We start from the raw sequence: 17,063 nt of genomic DNA, 5'->3' as shown, positions 1-17,063 counted from the left end.
TATCGCCGTATACGCCATCTACCGTCATTTCAAATCACGCAGCGGCAACACGCTGGATGCCGGTCGCCGCAATAAAAAGCGCTAGCTTTGCAACTCTCCCCTTCGTACATTCTGTCAGGTCATTCTGCTTTCACCTTCCGGCCATCAACGCGCCGCACCCGACAACAGTTTCATCGCTGCGGCCGAGCCAACTGCTGACGGGCTCCGTCAGATCGGTTACAATTGCAGGCTGTTTTGTGGAAGGCACCGCACCAGTCGTGCACCGGTGCCTGCCACCGTTGAATCCCACAGGGGTTGGCTTCAGCCCCTCGTTCGTCATTAAGGTAACCCGGTGAATATTCAGGTTCTTCTTTCAGATAAAGTCAGCCAGGCGCTGATCGCCGCTGGCGCGCCAGCCGATTGCGAAGCGCAGGTCCGCCCATCCGCCAAGGCGCAGTTTGGTGATTACCAGGCCAATGGCGTGATGTCCGTCGCCAAAAAGCTGGGCATGCCACCCCGTCAACTGGCGGAAAAAGTGGTGCAACTGCTGGATCTCGGCGACGTCGCCGCTAAAGTGGAAATCGCCGGCCCCGGCTTTATCAACATTTTCCTGAACAGCGACTGGGTCGCGCGCCAGGCCGATCGAGTGCTAAACGCACCGAAACTGGGCATCGCACCGGTTGAGCCGCAAACTATCGTTATCGACTACTCCGCGCCGAACGTGGCGAAAGAGATGCACGTCGGCCACCTGCGCTCCACCATCATCGGCGACGCCGCGGCACGTACCCAGGAGTTTCTGGGCCATAAAGTGATCCGCGCCAACCACGTCGGCGACTGGGGCACCCAGTTCGGCATGCTGATTGCCTACCTGGAAAAAATGCAGAATGAAAACGCCAGCGACATGGGCCTGTCCGATCTAGAACAGTTCTACCGCGAAGCCAAGAAGCATTACGACGAAGATGCCGAGTTCGCCGAACGCGCGCGCGCTTACGTCGTGAAGCTGCAGGGCGGCGATCAGTACTGTCTGAAAATGTGGCGCAAGCTGGTCGACATCACCATGGCGCAAAACCAGCTGACCTATAACCGCCTGAACGTCACGCTGACCGAAGACGACGTGATGGGCGAAAGCCTGTATAACGCGATGCTGCCGGGCATCGTCGCCGACCTGAAAGCCAAAGGGCTGGCGGTGGAAAGCGAAGGCGCTACCGTGGTGTTCCTCGATGAATACCAGAACAAGGACGGCGATCCGATGGGCGTCATCATCCAGAAAAAGGATGGCGGCTACCTCTACACCACCACCGACATCGCCTGCGCCAAGTATCGCTACGAAACCCTGGGTGCCAATCGCGTCCTGTATTACATCGACTCCCGTCAGCATCAGCACCTGATGCAGGCCTGGACCATCGTGCGCAAGGCCGGTTACGTGCCGGAGTCCGTCTCGCTGGAACACCACATGTTCGGCATGATGCTGGGCAAAGACGGCAAGCCGTTCAAAACCCGCTCGGGCGGTACGGTGAAGCTCTCCGACCTACTGGATGAGGCCATCGAACGCGCCGAACAGCTGATCGCCGGCAAAAACCCTGATATGCCGGAAGACGAAATGAAAACCGTGGCCCGCGTGGTCGGCATCGGCGCGGTGAAATACGCCGATCTGTCGAAAAGCCGCACCACCGACTATGTCTTCGACTGGGATAACATGCTGGCCTTCGAAGGCAATACCGCGCCTTATATGCAATACGCCTATACCCGTGTGGCATCGGTATTCAAACGCGCCGGCATCGACGAAACCAGCCTGACGCTGCCGCTGACGCTGACCGAAGAGCGCGAAATTGCGCTGGCCACCCGCCTGCTGCAGTTCGAAGAAGTGCTCACCACCGTCGCGCGTGAAGGCACGCCTCACGTCATGTGCAGCTACCTGTACGATCTGGCCGGCCTGTTCTCCGGTTTCTACGAGCACTGCCAGATCCTGAACGCCGACAGCGAAGAAGTGCGTCAGAGCCGCCTGAAGCTGGCGCTGCTGACCTCAAAAACGCTGAAAACTGGTCTGGATACGCTGGGCATCGAAACCGTCGAACGCATGTAAACTGCGCCGCCCAGAAAGCAAAAAGGTCGCCCAGGCGACCTTTTTTTACGCTTGCCTTTGGCTCAGGCGACCCGGCGAGCAAAATCGCGCGGGCGGAAGCCCAACCCGGCCAGCACGCCAAAGTACGCCACCACACCGGCCACCACCACCGCAGCCAAGCGCAGCAAACGCTCCAGCATGTTGCCCTGATCCCAGGCAGGCATCAGCCACATCGCGCCAATCAACACGGCCGACATCACCAGCACGGCGATCACCAGCTTGGTGAGGAACAGCGCCCACCCCGGCTGCGGCTGGAAAATCTTCTGCTTGCGCAGTTGCCAATACAGCAGCGAGGCGTTCAGACATGCCGCCAAACCGATCGACAGCGCCAGGCCGGCATGCTTCAGCGGGCCAATAAACGCCAGGTTCATCACCTGCGTCATAATCAGCGTAATGATGGCGATCTTGACCGGCGTTTTGATGTCCTGCCGCGAATAGAAGCCCGGCGCCAGCACTTTAACCACGATCAGCCCCATCAGCCCTACCGAGTAAGCCACCAGCGCACGCTGCGTCATCGCCGCGTCAAAGGCGCTGAATTTGCCATACTGGAACAGCGAAACGGTCAGCGGCTTGGCCAAAATGCCGAGCGCAATGGCGCTCGGCAACGCCAGCAGGAAGCACAGGCGCAGCCCCCAATCCATCAGGCGCGAATACTCGTCGTGGTTGCCGCTCGCGAAGCTTTTGGCCAGCGACGGCAGCAGGATGGTGCCCAAGGCCACGCCCAGCACGCCGGAAGGAAACTCCATCAGGCGGTCGGCGTAGTACATCCAGGACACCGAGCCGGACACCAGGAACGAAGCGAAAATGGTGTTGATGATCAGCGAGATTTGGCTGACCGACACCCCGAGGATCGCCGGCCCCATCTGGCGCATCACGCGCCAGACCCCGGCATCGCCCAGCTTGAGGCGCGGCAATACCAGCATGCCGATCTTGCGCAGGTGCGGCAGCTGATACCCCAGCTGCAGCACGCCGCCCACCACCACCGCCCAGGCCAGCGCCAGCACCGGCGGATTGAAATACGGGGCCGCGAACAGCGCGAAGCCGATCATGCTGACGTTAAGCAGCGTTGGCGCAAAGGCCGGGATCGAGAAGCGGTTCCAGGTATTGAGGATCGCCCCCACCAGCGACGCCAGTGAGATCAACAGAATATAGGGGAATGTGATGCGCAACAGCGCCGACGTCAGGGCAAACTTGTCGGGCGTATCGGTAAAGCCCGGCGCAGTGATATAGATCACCCAGGGCGCGGCCAGCATCCCCAGCACCGTCACCACCGCCAGCACCAGCGTCAACAGCCCGGAGACATAGGCGATAAAAGTGCGCGTCGCTTCTTCACCCTGCTGGCTCTTGTATTCGGCCAGGATCGGCACGAAGGCCTGCGAAAATGCCCCTTCGGCAAAGATACGGCGTAACAGATTAGGGAGTTTGAACGCCACGAAGAAGGCGTCCGTTGCCATGCCGGCCCCGAACACGCGCGCGACGATTGCATCACGGGCAAAGCCCAACACCCGCGAAAACATCGTCATCGAGCTGACGGCAGCCAAGGATTTGAGTAGGTTCATGTGGTTGTCTGATAGGTACCGTAAATATCAACGCCTGCAACAGCAGGCGTCAGTGAAACAATCGGCTCAGTTTACGCATCCGGAAAAGAATAGCTACCGCCATATGTTACATAGAGTTATCCCGCAGCAAACGCTCGACCACCCGCTGGGCGACCAGCGCCTGTTCGCCGCCGGTTTCCGGCGCGCTCTGGTTGGCGACGGCGCTGAGGAAATGCCGCACCGCCCCGTCGAAGCCGCGTTGCACCAGCGTGCTTTGCCAGCCCGGCACCGGCTGTTCCAACTCGCCCTGCGCATCTTCACGCCGCCAGTGGCGCATGTCGGTCAACTGATACAGCGCACCGTCGGTCACCGCCTGCACGCTTTCACGCTGGCTGCCGCCCCGGCGATGCATGCTGGTCGTCACCTGCGTGTCGCCGCAGGCGAAGTGGTGTTCGGCATACAGCATTTCACCGGCGGCGTTGGCCTGCAAACGGCCGCTCAGCAGTTGCTCGTGCCCGCCCGCCAGCCACAGCGCGGTGTCCACCACGTGCAGATAGTCATCCAACAGGGTAAAACGCAGATCGTGCGGGCCGACGCTGTCCGTCCGATGCTTGTCCATACGAATGGAAGCCGGCTGGTTCATTTGCTGTTTGAGCTGCCGGTAAAGCGGCGCGAAACGGCGGTTGAACCCCACCATCAGCGTTTTGCCTCGCCGCTCGGCCAACTCGAGCAACTGCTCGCCCTGCTCCAGCGTTTCCGCCAGCGGCTTATCGACGTAAACGTGCACGCCGCGGTTCAGCAGCTCGCCTATCACGGAAAAATGGCTGGCGGTGCTGCTGTGGACAAAAACCGCGTCGCACTGTTCGGCCAGGCTGTCCAGACGGGAGAAACAGGCCATGCGGTAGCTGTTGCACAGCGGCTGCGCTTTTTGCTGATTGGGCGAAAAACCGCCCACCAGCGTCCAATCCGCCGCCTGGCCGAGGATTGGCAGGTAAGCCTTCTGCGCAATACTGCCCAATCCCACCACGCCCACACGCAATTTAGTCATTCGCTTCCCTCGCCAACAGATGTTGCACCAGCCGTTTCAATTCCGATACTTCGTTTTCCAATGCGCTGACCCTGGCGCTCAGGTCGCCGTCGACCTCAGACTCAAGCGCCGCCGGCACTTCATCAATCTGGCCGCTGAACAGATGCATGAACCGGCTTTCGCGTTTGCCCGGCTCACGCGCCAGGCGCACCACGAACGGGCCATCTTCGCGCGTAGCCAGCTGCTGCAGCACCTGTTCGACCTCGCTGACATCGTTGAACTCGTGCATCCGGTTGGTGCGGGTGCGCAGCTCGCCCGGCGTTTGCGCGCCGCGCAGCAATAAGGTGGCGATCACCGCCAGTTCGGCGGGCGAGAGTTTCAGTTGGCCGAACTCGGAGTTGCAAAACCGCTGTTCATACTTGACTACCCGGTTGCCGAACCCGCTGAGGGTGCGCAGGAAATGTTTGCGCAGCAACAGATCGAGCAGTTGCTGCACTTCACTTTCGCTAAGATCCATTACCGGCTCGCGGTTGGTTTTTTGGTTGCACGCCAGGGTAATGGCGTTAAGCGAAAGCGGGTATTGGTCCGGGGTCGTGACCTGTTTTTCCAACAGGCAGCCGATGACCCGCGCCTCTTTGGCGTTCAATTCATATTTCATCGTTTGGCCTCAACGTGGGGGTAACCACTCTTTATTGGTGTATGCCGTCAAAACGTGGTCTTGCCACTTGCCGTCGATCAGCAGGTAATCCTTGGCGTAACCTTCACGTTCGAATCCCAGACGCGTCAGCAGTGCGCCGCTGCGCTGGTTGTGAGGCATATAGTTGGCCATGATGCGGTGCATGCGCTGTTGGCGCAGCATATAGCGGATAGCGGACTGCAAGGCTTCGAACATCAGCCCTTGCCCCTGCCATTTCTCCCCCAGCGAATAACCGAGGAAACAGGCGTGAAACGAACCGCGCAGCACGTTGCTGAAGTTCGCCACGCCGCGCACTTCCTGCTCTTCCGGATCGAGCAGGATAAAATAGTAGGCGCTGCCCTGCTTTTGCATTTCGGTGATCATGCCCAGGCGCGCCTGCCAGCCGGAAGGATAACAGTGGCTTTCGTCGCGCACCGGCTCCCAGGGTTTGAGAAAGGTCCGGTTCTCAGCATAATAATCCGCCAGGCGATAGGCATCCCGTTCATGCACTAAACGGACCACCATCCGGTCGGTTGTAAGACGTACTTTTGGCGATGCAGAGCGATAGCCGAACATCATTTCCCCCGCAGTCAAAACGGTTCGATAAGAAGTATTTATTAGGAAGCCGAGCGGCTCATTATCCTGTGCCGATCTTTTGCCATGGTTTTATTTTGCCAATAGCGCCGCAGAACTGCGCTTCCCTGCATTCAATATAACCGTAGCCCGCCCCCGAGGTAAAATCCCGGCCGCTCAGTAAATCGCCGAATACGCGTTTTACGGCGTTTTTCCGCCAATTTTGCAGCTCAGGTAACACCTTGACGATAAAAAAATATTATCTATGCCGCCCCTGTCGCCGTACGGGAATTGGGTAGAGAATGGAACGGCTATCTCCCCTTCTTTCTTAATTGCTCATGGTGAAGCATGTCTCTGGTGTCGCAAGCGCGCAGCTTGGGTAAATATTTTCTGTTGCTCGATAACCTGCTGGTGGTGTTAGGCTTCTTTGTCGTCTTTCCGCTTATTTCGATCCGCTTCGTCGATCAGCTGGGCTGGGCGGCGCTGATCGTCGGCATCGCGCTGGGTTTGCGCCAGCTGTTGCAACAAGGGCTCGGCATCTTTGGCGGCGCCATTGCCGATCGTTTCGGCGCCAAGCCGATGATCGTCACCGGCATGTTGCTGCGCGCCGCCGGGTTCGCCACCATGGCGATGGCCGATGAGCCCTGGATCCTGTGGTTCTCCTGCGCGCTTTCCGCCCTCGGCGGCACGTTATTCGATCCGCCGCGCACCGCTTTGGTGATCAAACTGACCCGTCCGCACGAGCGCGGCCGCTTTTTCTCGCTGCTAATGATGCAGGACAGCGCCGGCGCGGTGGTCGGCGCGCTGATCGGCAGTTGGCTGCTGCAGTACGACTTTCACTTTGTCTGCTGGGTCGGGGCGGCGATCTTCGTGCTGGCTGCCGGTTGGAATGCCTGGTTACTGCCGGCTTATCGCATCTCCACCGTACGCGTGCCGATGAAAGAAGGCCTGTTGCGGGTTCTGCGCGATCGCCGCTTCCTCACCTATGTCCTGACGCTGACCGGTTACTACATGCTGGCGGTGCAGGTGATGCTGATGATGCCTATCGTGGTCAACGAAATTGCCGGTTCACCGGCGGCGGTGAAATGGATGTACGCGATCGAAGCGGCGCTGTCGCTGTCGCTGCTCTATCCGTTGGCGCGTTGGGGTGAAAAACACTTCCGGCTTGAACAGCGCCTGATGGCGGGTCTGCTGCTGATGACGCTCAGCCTGCTGCCGATCGGTCTCGCCACCAGCCTGCAGGGGGTCTTCACGCTGATCTGCTGCTTCTATCTGGGCTCGATCATCGCCGAGCCGGCGCGCGAAACGCTGAGCGCTTCGCTGGCCGATCCGCGTGCGCGCGGCAGCTACATGGGCTTCAGCCGCCTCGGTTTGGCGCTGGGCGGCGCATTGGGCTATACCGGCGGCGGCTGGATGTACGATACCGGACGGGCGATGAATATGCCGGAACTGCCCTGGTTGCTGCTCGGGGCCGTCGGTTTTGCCACGCTGCTGGCGCTGTACTGGCAATTCAGCCCGCGGGGCAACGCGTCGATGATGCTGCGCGGCGGTTAACGCCATAGAAATCCGGCCGAATCGGCAACAGCTGCTATCCTGTTAGTAAAAACCCCACAGGAGCCCGTCGGCATGATTGAAGAAGCGAAGTTACCGCAACTGCTCGAACATATGATACTGAACCTGCGCATGATTTATGCGCGCTCCACCCTGGTGGAAAAAGCGCTGGCCCACATCATCGCCGGCGACAGCGCGCTGAAAAGCGATATCATCAAACAGCTGCAGGTCGTCTCCGCCGCCAACGAGCGCGATCAGGTCGATCTGGAACAGGCCCGCATTCACCTGATCGATGTGCTCAATTCGGTACCGGCCAAGAAATAACGCCCCTCGCCCGCGCCTGTTGCGCGGGCAATGTCGCAATAACGCACCATCCAACACACGCGCTTCAAGACAGCCTCGGTAAGCTGTGGTAACTATTGCTGTTAAAACCTGACAACCCGGAGCAAGCATGAAACTGTTCATTTACGATCATTGCCCCTTCTGCGTTAAAGCCCGTATGATTTTCGGCCTGAAGCGCCAGCCGATTCGGCTGGTCACCTTGCTCAACGACGACGAGACGACCCCATTCAACCTGATTGGCACAAAAATGGTGCCAATCCTGATCAAAGACGACGGCGAAGCGATGCCGGAAAGCCTGGATATCGTGCGCTATGTCGATAGCCTGGACGGCAAGCCGGTGCTGACCGGTAGCACCAACCCGGCCATTGCCGAGTGGCTGCAGCGGGTCGGCAGTTACAGCGCCAAATTGCTGCTGCCGCGTATTGCGCATGCCGATTTCGAAGAGTTCGCCACCGACAGCGCCCGCCGTTACTTTATCGATAAAAAACAGGCGGCTATCGGTGATTTTGCCGAACATCTCGCCAACAGTGCCGATCTGATCGCCGAACTGGAAGCCGACCTGCAAGCGCTGTCGCCGCTGATCGTCTCCGCCGACGCGGTAAACGGCGAGCTGTCCGAGGACGACATTCACCTGTTCCCGCTGTTGCGCTCGTTATCGATCGTCGCCGGGGTTGCGCTGCCGGACAACGTGGAAGCCTACCGCAACCGCATGGCGCAGCGCAGCGAGGTGCCGTTGCTGCTGGATATGGAACAATAACGTTCGAGAATGACAAATAAGGACATGGCGTACTGATGTTGAAAATGGTGCTCGCCACCGCTCGCGACCGGGCGCGGCTGAAGGAAATAACCTCCGTTCTGATTCGTTATGGTCTGCAAGACGTTCTGCGCCTGCTGGGCCTGGGAGCCTTGTTGCGCGGCGCCCGCGGTGAATCTGCCCCGCAGGATGCACAAACCCTGCCTGAGCGGCTGCGCGAAGCGCTCGAAGCGCTGGGCCCCACCTTCGTCAAATTCGGTCAGATCCTGGCCACGCGCTCTGATCTCCTGGATCCGGCCTGGACCGACGAACTGGATCGCCTGCACAGCCAGGCGGCGGTGTTGCCATGGGAAACGCTGGCGCCGCAAATCATCGCCGATCTGGGGGGCGAGCCGGAACAGCGGTTTGCCGAATTCGATCGCACGCCGCTGGCCGCGGCGTCGATGGCGCAAATCTACCGCGCACGCTTGCACAGCGGCGAGCAAGTGGTGGTAAAAGTGCTGCGGCCCGGTCTGGCGAAAACCATCCACGCCGATCTGCGGCTGCTGGCCTCGCTGGCGGAGACCGTGGAGCAGCAGAGCCCGGCGCTGGCGCGCTATCGGCCGCGGCAGATGGTCCGAGCGTTGGCAACGGCGCTCAATCACGAGCTGGACTTGACCCACGAAGGGCATAACTGCGACCGCGTTGCCGGGATGTTCGCGCGTCAACCCGACGTGGTGGTGCCAAAAATCTATTGGCAATACTCTTCTCCCCGCCTGTTAGTGCAGGAATACTTGCCCGGCACCGCGCCGGAAAGCCCTGAACAGCTGGCGGCGGCAGGCTTTGACGGCCCACTACTGGCGCAACGCGGCGCCCGCGCCTTTATGAGCATGGTGCTGGAGCATCGGCTGTATCACGCCGATCCGCACCCCGGCAACGTCATGGCACTGAGCGGTGACCGCGTCGGTTTTATCGACTTCGGCATGGTGGGCCAGCTGTCCGAGCGGCGGCGCAACCAGTTGCTCCTGCTGCTGCAGGCCATCGCCGATCGCCAGTCCGAAGGCATCGTCAACACGCTGATCGCCTGGTCGGACAGCGAACCGTTGGACCTGATGGATCTGGAGTTGGCGGCACAAAACTTTCTCGACAAACAGGCCGCCACCACCCTGACGCTAGGTAAAGCCTTGACCGACCTGCTGGTGATGGCGCGCGAACACCAGCTGGCGCTGCCGCCCGATCTGGTGCTACTGTTCAAGGCATTAATCACCGCCGACGGCGTGCTGCATCGTCTGGATCCAAACTTCGACATCGTGGCCACGCTCAAGCCGATGCTGCAACAAACGGTGCTGCAGCGCTACGCCCCCGACGCCGTGCGCCAGCGGCTGTTGGCCTTGGGCGGGGAAACGCTCGATGCCGGAGAAGAGCTGCCGCAAACGCTGCGGCTATTGGTTCGCCGCCTAAAACGCGGGCGGCTCAATGCCGATATCAACGTCAGTAACCTCGGCCAGCTGAGCAAAGCGCTGGAACGCGCCGCCGTCACCCTGGCCATCGCCATCGTCACCGCCGCTTTTGCCCTGGGGCTGGCGCCTTATCTGATGCATTCGTCGCTGCGACTGTGGGGCATTCCGCTGTTCCCGCTGTTGGGGGGCGCAGCCTGCCTGGCCGGCGTGATTCTCTTGGCGCTGCGGCTGCGGCGCTGACGCTTTCGGCGTTATCCGATAGGTCTTGCCCGCTTTTGCGCGCACTATCCTCTGCACATCGCCACCTGCCGTTTTCACGCGCAGGCGGAACGTTTATAATGATTAATCAATTATCTGCAGCACTTTTCGCCAGCAGTCGCAATGAGGCATTAATGAAGAAGATCCTGATGGGCGCAGCCGCCCTGCTGTTCGCCGGCGTATTGGCCGGTTGCAATCAACTGACCCAATACACCCTGAGCGAGCAGGAAGTGAATGATTACCTGCAGAAACACAATGATTATCAAAAGCAGATCGGCGTGCCCGGCCTGGTGGACGCCAACATCGTGCTGACGCAGCTGCAAAGCCAGATCGGCCGCAGCGAGCCGGGTAAAGTCACCCTTTCCGGCGACGCCAAGGTCAACATCACGTCGATTCTCGGCCCGCAGGCGGCGGACCTGAAGCTGACGCTGAAAGCACAGCCGGTTTACGACCGTGCACAGGGCGCCATTTACCTGAAGGATATGGAGTTGACCGATTACAGCGTGCAGCCGGAAAAAATGCAGACGGTAATGAAAGCGCTGACGCCATACCTGAACCAGTCGCTAAAATCTTACTTCGACCAAAAGCCGGCTTATGTGCTGAATCCTGACAACAGCAAAACCGAAGCGCTGGCGAAAAAACTGGCGAAGGGATTGGAAGTGAAACCGGGTGAGTTGGTGATCCCGTTTAGCGACTGACCGAGCTTTGATGTATCAAGCCCGCCGATCGGCGGGCTTTTTATTGCGGGAAAGTATTACTGCGGCGCGCTGTAGGCAATCTCGCCGGTGTTGCAGTTGAGCGTCACGTTGTAGGTTTTATCCATCTTGGTACCCCGCACCGTCAGCGGCACCTGCCACACCTGATCCTTGCCGGTGATGGCATCCGGGCTGACCCAGGCGATCGGGGTTGCGGTGCCCAGCAGCTTTTTGTCCGCCTCCCAGCGCGTGATGCGGTTCTGCAAGAAATCACGCTTGACCTGAGCGGCAATATCCGCCGGCTGCAGACCGGCACACTGCCCCACCTTGGCGGTGCGTTGCTCTTGATCCTGCGCCCACACCGCAGTCGATGCTCCCATCATGGCCAACAAGGCGATAGCCAAACCCGTTTTTTTCATATGTCCTCCCGTTGTGATTAGCGCTATCCGGGCGCCCATCCCTGGCTCACAACAGGGTTTCGGCAAAGAGTTACCGTTTGACGAACTCGATGACAAACAGCGCATCCAGGCCCGGATAGATTTCCTTGATCACCTGCTTCAGCTCGCTCAGCGACATGTTCTCCTGCTGTGCGTGGCGTTCGGTCAGCGCATCCAGGCGCACCGGCGTTACCGACAGCACTTCGATAAAGCAGAAAAATACGCCGTCTTCATTGCGGCTTACGCGCAATACCTCGCCCGGTTCGAAGTGCGACTCACTGGCATCCCGAATGGTGATGGTTTTGCGCCCGGCCAGAATGTCTTGCTCAAAGCGGCTGAAGAAAGTTATTTCACGGCTCATTTTAGATCCTTTTTCATCACAACACCGCAACATAAGTCATTATGCCGCTTGCTTTTCTGACGCAGATCCCTCTTTTGAGTTAGAGACCGTTTTTTTCGCTTTCGCTTCCGTCGGTTTTTTGCCGGTTTCCGCCGGTGATGCGCCGCGCAGAATCAGACCCAGTGCGTCCTTATTCTCTGCCAGGAAGAAGCTCAGCCCTTCGCGCTGTTCGTCGTCCAGGTTCAGCGGCGCCTGTTGCAGCCACTCTCCGAGGTTATCCGCCAAATCCAGCATTTTGTCGTAGGCGTCGGCTTCTTTCTTGCTCGCGAAAGTCATTTTTTCCTCACCGTTTCTCACCACCACATATTTAACTTCAACCGCCATGTGTGCGTCCTCAAATACTCAAATAACTGTAATTATATACAGTATAAATAGATAGCGGCGGGAAGGCAAACCGCCACCCGCCTTCGGCTTATTTCAGCAGCCGCACCTTGCAGCTCTTGCCTTTGATTTTGCCCTGTTGCAGCTGCTGCAGCGCCTTGCGCGCGCTGGCTTTACGGATCGCGACGTAGGCATGCACCGGGAACATGTCGATCTTGCCCACTTCCGCCGCCGTCAGCCCGGCATCGCCGGTCAGCGCGCCAAGGATATCGCCGGGGCGGATCTTCGCCTTACGGCCGCCGTCGATGCACAGCGTCACCATCTCCGCCTCCAGCGAACCGTTGGCGGCCCCGCTCAGCTCGGACACCGGCGCCCAGGCAATGGTCATCTGCAGGTAGTCTTCAATCGCGTGCGCCCGCGCCATTTCCTGCGGCGTGCACAGGCTGATCGCCAGCCCGCTCATGCCGGCGCGGCCGGTACGACCGATACGGTGCACATGCACTTCAGGATCGAACGCCAGTTCGTAGTTAACCACCAGCTCCAGCTCTTTGATATCCAGCCCGCGAGCGGCGACGTCGGTCGCTACCAACACCCGGCAACTGCGGTTGGCAAAACGCACCAACACCTGGTCGCGGTCGCGCTGCTCCAGATCGCCATGCAGCGCCAGTGCGCTGATACCGCGGGCCTCCAGGGCCTCAAGCACCGTTTGGCAATCGCGTTTGGTATTGCAGAACACCACGCAGGACGCGGGTTGATGATAACGAATGGCCGACACCAGCAGCGCCGGCCGCTGATCGCGCGTGGTCTCATAGAAACGTTGTTCGATGGCGGTCTGCGCTTCGTCATCGTCCACTTCGACGCTCAGCGGCTGACGCTGAACGCGCTCGCTGATGCGTTCGATACCCGCCGGGTAGGTAGCGGAAAACAGCAGCGTCTGACGCTGCGGCGGCGTGTAGCTGATCACATCGTCGATGTCGTCGGCGAAGCCCATGTCCAGCATACGGTCGGCCTCATCCAGCACCAGCACCTTCAGCTCGTCCAGCAGCAGCGTTTTCTTGCGCAGGTGTTCCTGGATGCGGCCCGGCGTTCCCACCACGATATGCGGCGCGTGCACCAGCGAATCGAGCTGTGGCCCCATCGGTTGGCCGCCGCACAGCGTCAGGATTTTGATGTTCTGCGTGAAGCGCGCCAGGCGGCGCAGTTCTTTGCTCACCTGATCGGCCAGCTCGCGGGTGGGACAGAGCACCAGCGCCTGCGTGGCAACCTGAGCAACGACGATGTTATTCAGCAAACCAATGCCGAACGCCGCCGTTTTACCGCTACCGGTTTTCGCCTTGGCGCGCACGTCTCGCCCTTGCAGGATGGCGGGCAACGCGGCGGCCTGCACCGGCGTCATTTTGGCGTACCCCAGTTCGTTGAGGTTGGCCAACTGTTCGGCTGGCAGAGGCAGGGAAGAAAAAGAAACTGTGCTCACGGCGATAACTCTTATATGACGAATGGAATGGCGGCGCGCCCGCAGGCTGGCGCCGAATCAGCGGTAAATGATAACAGAGATGGGCGGCGTTACGGGCAGCGGGCATAAAAAAACCCGCCGGCGGCGGGTTTCTTGGCGGCTCAGTCGTTAAATAGCAACGACGTTGGCTGCGGCTGGGCCACGTTGGCTGTCCTGGATGGAGAACTCAACCTGCTGGCCTTCAGCCAGGGTCTTGAAACCATCGCTAACGATAGCGGAAAAATGAACGAAAACGTCTTTAGAGCCGTCGGCAGGCGTGATGAAGCCGAAACCTTTGCTTTCGTTGAACCATTTAACGTGACCAGTGATCTTGCTCATTTGTGTTTCCTTTACTTGATAAACCTGCCTTGACGGCACGAGACGCGAAAACCTTGTGATAAGTAGGCCTTCTTTCGCCGTCGGTTATTAACGCATAATCCCTCATACAGGGCAAATATTTCTGCTTGTTATGAAAACAGTCAGTTAGCAACAAACTTGGCGCTGCGGCTGTGCACGCAATCGTTTTCGTATATACTGCCCGCCGATCATCAATCCGCTTACTTTCACCGATCCAGGTACGAAACTATGTTAACGATTGGAACCGCCCTGCGCCCTTCCGCCACCCGCGTTATGTTGCTCGGCTCCGGGGAGCTGGGTAAAGAAGTCGCCATTGAATGCCAGCGCCTTGGTCTGGAAGTGATCGCCGTCGATCGCTATCCCGACGCCCCCGCCATGCATGTGGCGCACCGCAGCCACGTCATCAATATGCTGGACGGTGACGCGCTGAAAGCCGTTATCGAACAAGAGCGGCCGGACTATATCGTTCCCGAAATCGAAGCAATCGCCACCGCTATGCTGGTCGAGCTTGAACGCCAGGGCCACCGCGTAGTGCCCTGCGCCGAAGCCACCCGCCTGACGATGAACCGTGAAGGCATCCGCCGCCTGGCGGCGGAAGAGCTTGGCCTGCCCACCTCCAGCTACCGCTTTGCCGACAGCGAGGCGACTTTCCGGCAGGCGGTCGAACACATCGGCTACCCGTGCATCGTCAAACCGGTGATGAGTTCTTCCGGCAAGGGGCAAAGCCTGATCCGCACGCCTGAACAACTGCAAAGCGCCTGGGATTACGCCCAACAGGGCGGCCGCGCCGGCGGCGGCCGGGTGATCGTCGAAGGGCTGGTAAGATTCGATTTTGAAATTACGTTGCTGACCATCAGCGCCGTGGACGGCGTGCACTTCTGCGAGCCGATCGGCCATCGTCAGGAGGATGGGGACTATCGCGAATCCTGGCAGCCGCAACTGATGTCGGCGACGGCGCTGAGCCGGGCCCAGGCTATCGCGGAGAAAGTGGTGAAAGCCCTGGGCGGTTTCGGGCTGTTCGGCGTGGAGCTGTTCGTCTGTGGCGACGAAGTGATCTTCAGCGAGGTGTCACCGCGCCCGCACGATACCGGCATGGTCACGTTGATTTCACAGGATCTGTCTGAGTTCGCCCTGCACGTTCGCGCTTTTCTCGGGTTGCCGATCGGCGCCATCCGCCAGTTCGGCCCTTCCGCTTCGGCAGTGATCCTGCCGCAGCTCACCAGCAGCGATGTGCGTTTCAGCGGATTGGAAAATGCGCTGAGCGGGCACAATCAGCTGCGCCTGTTCGGCAAACCGGAGATCGCCGGGCAACGTCGTCTGGGCGTAGCGCTGGCGACGGCGAGCACGACGGAACAGGCGGTGGAGCTGGCGAAACAAGCCGCCGCCGCCGTGGCGGTCAACGGCTGAAACTGACGGGGCCGCTTGCGCGGCCCCGATAACATCAATAGTCTTCGTCTTCTTCAGCATCGTCATTCCGCGACGCCTCCGGTGCGGCATCATGCTGCTCGTCTTCATCATCCTCATCGAACAGTACCGCAACCTGAGCGCCCTGATGCTTCTCACGAATTTCCTGCGCAACGCGAGCAATGGCTTCGCCGCTGCTCATGCCCTGCTCCATCAGTTGATGGATGCGATCCGCCGCTTCCTGCTGCTCCGCGTGACTCAGTAATGGCATACCTGCATGCATGTGTCGTTCTCTCCGGCAAAAGGGAGAAGGAGTATACGCGCTAACGCGGCGGATCCCAACGCCTTGTGTCTCAGGCCGGTTGCGAACAGCCATTATCGCCGCGCCACTGCTTCAGGCGATGCCGCCACAGCATGACATGCCACCCCTGCTTCACGCCGCGCGCATTAGCGAACATCGCTCTGTCGATGCCGCGCTGATAGAACTCTTCGGTAATCTGATTCTGGGCGACCGGATCCGGCTCACGGCGAATGCTGTGGCAAATGCCCAACGCTTCACGGGTGATTTGCCAATGGAAAGCCGGACGAATGGCAATGCTGCCTGCATAGCGCCGGTTGAGCCGCTCCAGCATTTCGACGATTTTCATATAGTGGCGTTGATAATCCACGTTTGCTTTTCCGGTGCGACGACGATTACTGATCGACTTGTCGTGTACCCGTTGACGGTACAGCGGCGTGCTTAAATATTTGACCCGTTGGGCATTAAACATGACCTCAGTCGTCCAGGGAATATCCTGATGATGTAATCCCGGTTCAAAATAAAGCCGATGCCGGCGGATAAAATCGAGGCGATATATTGCCAACCATACAACGTGAATAAATTTTCTCGATTTCAATGCACGTTCGAACCACTGTACGCCGGCGATAACGTCGGTGGTCTGTAAACGTGCCTCGGGAAAAATCGGCTGTAATTCGTCTTCACTGGCGAAATAGCGCTCGCCATTGCATTGCATCACGTCTAATTGGTGGAGCTCCGCCTGCTCCAGCAGCGTGGAATACATGTCCGGCGCCAGCAGATCGTCGGCATCGGGAAACGCCACGTATTTTCCCCGGGCCACGGCGAGCCCGGCATTACGCGCGTTAGAAACGCCGGCGTTGGCCTGATCGATGACCCGAATATGCGGATGCGCCGCCGCGTAACGGTGCGCGGTCTCTCCTGAACCGTCGGTAGAACCATCGTTGACGATGATCACCTCCAGGCGTTGTTCGCGTTGGGCCAGCAACGAAGCCAGGAAAGGCTCTAATAATTCTCCCGCATTGTGCATCGGGACGATGACGCTCAGCATTAACGACATAGGCAGCTCTTCAATGATAATGTAACAAAATAATAATTTTATTTTTTTTAAAAATATCAATCCATTCAGCGCCAGAGGGAATAAATAGGCCTAAGGCGCTCAGATTTCCGCAACAGGCTAAATAAGATTTATCTTGTTTTGTCTTTTCATGCTTTCAGCAAGAAAAACAGTGTCGAATCAGGCATCCATTTCACAGAGTGGCCCGCGCGACAAAACACAGACAAAACTTTCCCGCATCACCCAGTTAATAACCATGGGTAACAATAAATTGATGAAATTAACGAATCGTTTTTATATTTCTCGGGTCTTGCGCCCTCGATAAAGCAGGCTTCCAGTTTATTTG

18 protein-coding genes are annotated in these 17,063 nt (G+C 59.0%); 7 read left to right on the top strand and 11 right to left on the bottom strand.

Annotated features, from left to right (window positions below; genetic code table 11):
• Positions 1-331 precede the first annotated feature (331 nt).
• The gene (gene argS / locus WCL58_RS01470) at positions 332-2,062 is read left to right on the top strand and encodes an arginine--tRNA ligase (protein WP_060423941.1); all 1,731 of its coding nucleotides are present in this window, start codon (positions 332-334) and stop codon (positions 2,060-2,062) included.
• Positions 2,063-2,124: 62 nt separating this feature from the next.
• Here argS and murJ read toward each other — a convergent pair whose 3' ends face one another.
• From murJ to rimJ, 4 genes are all read right to left on the bottom strand, one after another.
• Positions 2,125-3,660 (bottom strand): murein biosynthesis integral membrane protein MurJ, encoded by a 1,536-nt coding sequence (gene murJ / locus WCL58_RS01465; protein ID WP_060423943.1) that lies wholly within the window; start codon positions 3,658-3,660, stop codon positions 2,125-2,127.
• A gap of 106 nt (positions 3,661-3,766) precedes the next feature.
• Positions 3,767-4,687 carry a Gfo/Idh/MocA family protein gene (locus WCL58_RS01460; RefSeq protein ID WP_084827691.1) on the bottom strand — a complete coding sequence of 307 codons (921 nt, stop codon included), beginning with the start codon at positions 4,685-4,687 and terminating at the stop codon, positions 3,767-3,769.
• Positions 4,680-5,324 (bottom strand): YceH family protein, encoded by a 645-nt coding sequence (locus WCL58_RS01455; protein ID WP_060439770.1) that lies wholly within the window; start codon positions 5,322-5,324, stop codon positions 4,680-4,682. The genes WCL58_RS01460 and WCL58_RS01455 overlap by 8 nt, the downstream gene beginning before the upstream one ends.
• A 9-nt stretch (positions 5,325-5,333) precedes the next feature.
• On the bottom strand, positions 5,334-5,918 hold the full coding sequence (gene rimJ / locus WCL58_RS01450) for a ribosomal protein S5-alanine N-acetyltransferase (protein ID WP_025159814.1): 585 nt from the start codon (positions 5,916-5,918) through the stop codon (positions 5,334-5,336).
• Between the two features lie 345 nt (positions 5,919-6,263).
• On the opposite strand from rimJ, the gene mdtH reads away from it, so the two are divergent.
• From mdtH to WCL58_RS01425, 5 genes are all read left to right on the top strand, one after another.
• Complete coding sequence (mdtH, locus tag WCL58_RS01445) at positions 6,264-7,469, top strand: multidrug efflux MFS transporter MdtH (RefSeq protein ID WP_070914703.1); 1,206 nt, start codon at positions 6,264-6,266, stop codon at positions 7,467-7,469.
• A 72-nt stretch (positions 7,470-7,541) separates the two neighbouring features.
• Positions 7,542-7,790: a hypothetical protein gene (locus WCL58_RS01440; protein ID WP_049202450.1), complete on the top strand. Its 249-nt coding sequence runs from the start codon at positions 7,542-7,544 to the stop codon at positions 7,788-7,790.
• Positions 7,791-7,917: 127 nt separating this feature from the next.
• On the top strand, positions 7,918-8,565 hold the full coding sequence (gene grxB, locus WCL58_RS01435; RefSeq protein ID WP_060423952.1) for a glutaredoxin 2: 648 nt from the start codon (positions 7,918-7,920) through the stop codon (positions 8,563-8,565).
• A 35-nt stretch (positions 8,566-8,600) separates the two neighbouring features.
• A complete protein-coding gene (locus WCL58_RS01430; protein ID WP_070914702.1) occupies positions 8,601-10,241 on the top strand; it encodes an ABC1 kinase family protein in 1,641 nt (546 codons plus the stop codon).
• Positions 10,242-10,393: 152 nt separating this feature from the next.
• A complete protein-coding gene (locus WCL58_RS01425; RefSeq protein ID WP_004927555.1) occupies positions 10,394-10,957 on the top strand; it encodes a lipoprotein in 564 nt (187 codons plus the stop codon).
• Between the two features lie 56 nt (positions 10,958-11,013).
• Here the strand turns inward: WCL58_RS01425 and yebF are convergent, their stop codons facing one another.
• From yebF to cspE, 5 genes are all read right to left on the bottom strand, one after another.
• On the bottom strand, positions 11,014-11,373 hold the full coding sequence (gene yebF, locus WCL58_RS01420; RefSeq protein ID WP_060423958.1) for a protein YebF: 360 nt from the start codon (positions 11,371-11,373) through the stop codon (positions 11,014-11,016).
• A 70-nt stretch (positions 11,374-11,443) separates the two neighbouring features.
• Complete coding sequence (gene yqfB / locus WCL58_RS01415) at positions 11,444-11,752, bottom strand: N(4)-acetylcytidine aminohydrolase (protein WP_060423960.1); 309 nt, start codon at positions 11,750-11,752, stop codon at positions 11,444-11,446.
• A 39-nt stretch (positions 11,753-11,791) separates the two neighbouring features.
• The gene (locus tag WCL58_RS01410) at positions 11,792-12,115 is read right to left on the bottom strand and encodes a YebG family protein (RefSeq protein ID WP_060423963.1); all 324 of its coding nucleotides are present in this window, start codon (positions 12,113-12,115) and stop codon (positions 11,792-11,794) included.
• 88 nt (positions 12,116-12,203) lie between these two features.
• Positions 12,204-13,586, bottom strand: coding sequence for an ATP-dependent RNA helicase DbpA (gene dbpA, locus WCL58_RS01405; RefSeq protein ID WP_060423966.1), 1,383 nt, complete (start codon positions 13,584-13,586; stop codon positions 12,204-12,206).
• Positions 13,587-13,733: 147 nt separating this feature from the next.
• Positions 13,734-13,943 (bottom strand): transcription antiterminator/RNA stability regulator CspE, encoded by a 210-nt coding sequence (gene cspE / locus WCL58_RS01400; protein WP_004927572.1) that lies wholly within the window; start codon positions 13,941-13,943, stop codon positions 13,734-13,736.
• A 246-nt stretch (positions 13,944-14,189) separates the two neighbouring features.
• On the opposite strand from cspE, the gene purT reads away from it, so the two are divergent.
• The gene (gene purT / locus WCL58_RS01395; RefSeq protein ID WP_102984519.1) at positions 14,190-15,368 is read left to right on the top strand and encodes a formate-dependent phosphoribosylglycinamide formyltransferase; all 1,179 of its coding nucleotides are present in this window, start codon (positions 14,190-14,192) and stop codon (positions 15,366-15,368) included.
• Positions 15,369-15,402: 34 nt separating this feature from the next.
• Here purT and WCL58_RS01390 read toward each other — a convergent pair whose 3' ends face one another.
• Positions 15,403-15,648, bottom strand: a complete 246-nt coding sequence (locus WCL58_RS01390) for a YoaH family protein (protein WP_185742284.1) — start codon at positions 15,646-15,648, stop codon at positions 15,403-15,405.
• 70 nt (positions 15,649-15,718) lie between these two features.
• A complete protein-coding gene (locus tag WCL58_RS01385) occupies positions 15,719-16,720 on the bottom strand; it encodes a glycosyltransferase (RefSeq protein WP_336850349.1) in 1,002 nt (333 codons plus the stop codon).
• Between the last annotated feature and the right edge of the window lie 343 nt (positions 16,721-17,063).

It is taken from the genome of Serratia sp. TMDUHS_CL (assembly GCF_037137105.1).
In the GTDB taxonomy this organism is placed as follows: Bacteria; Pseudomonadota; Gammaproteobacteria; order Enterobacterales; family Enterobacteriaceae; genus Serratia; species Serratia nevei.
The sequence above is the reverse complement of the archived record's forward strand: the minus strand, read 5'-3'. Positions and strand labels throughout refer to the sequence as shown.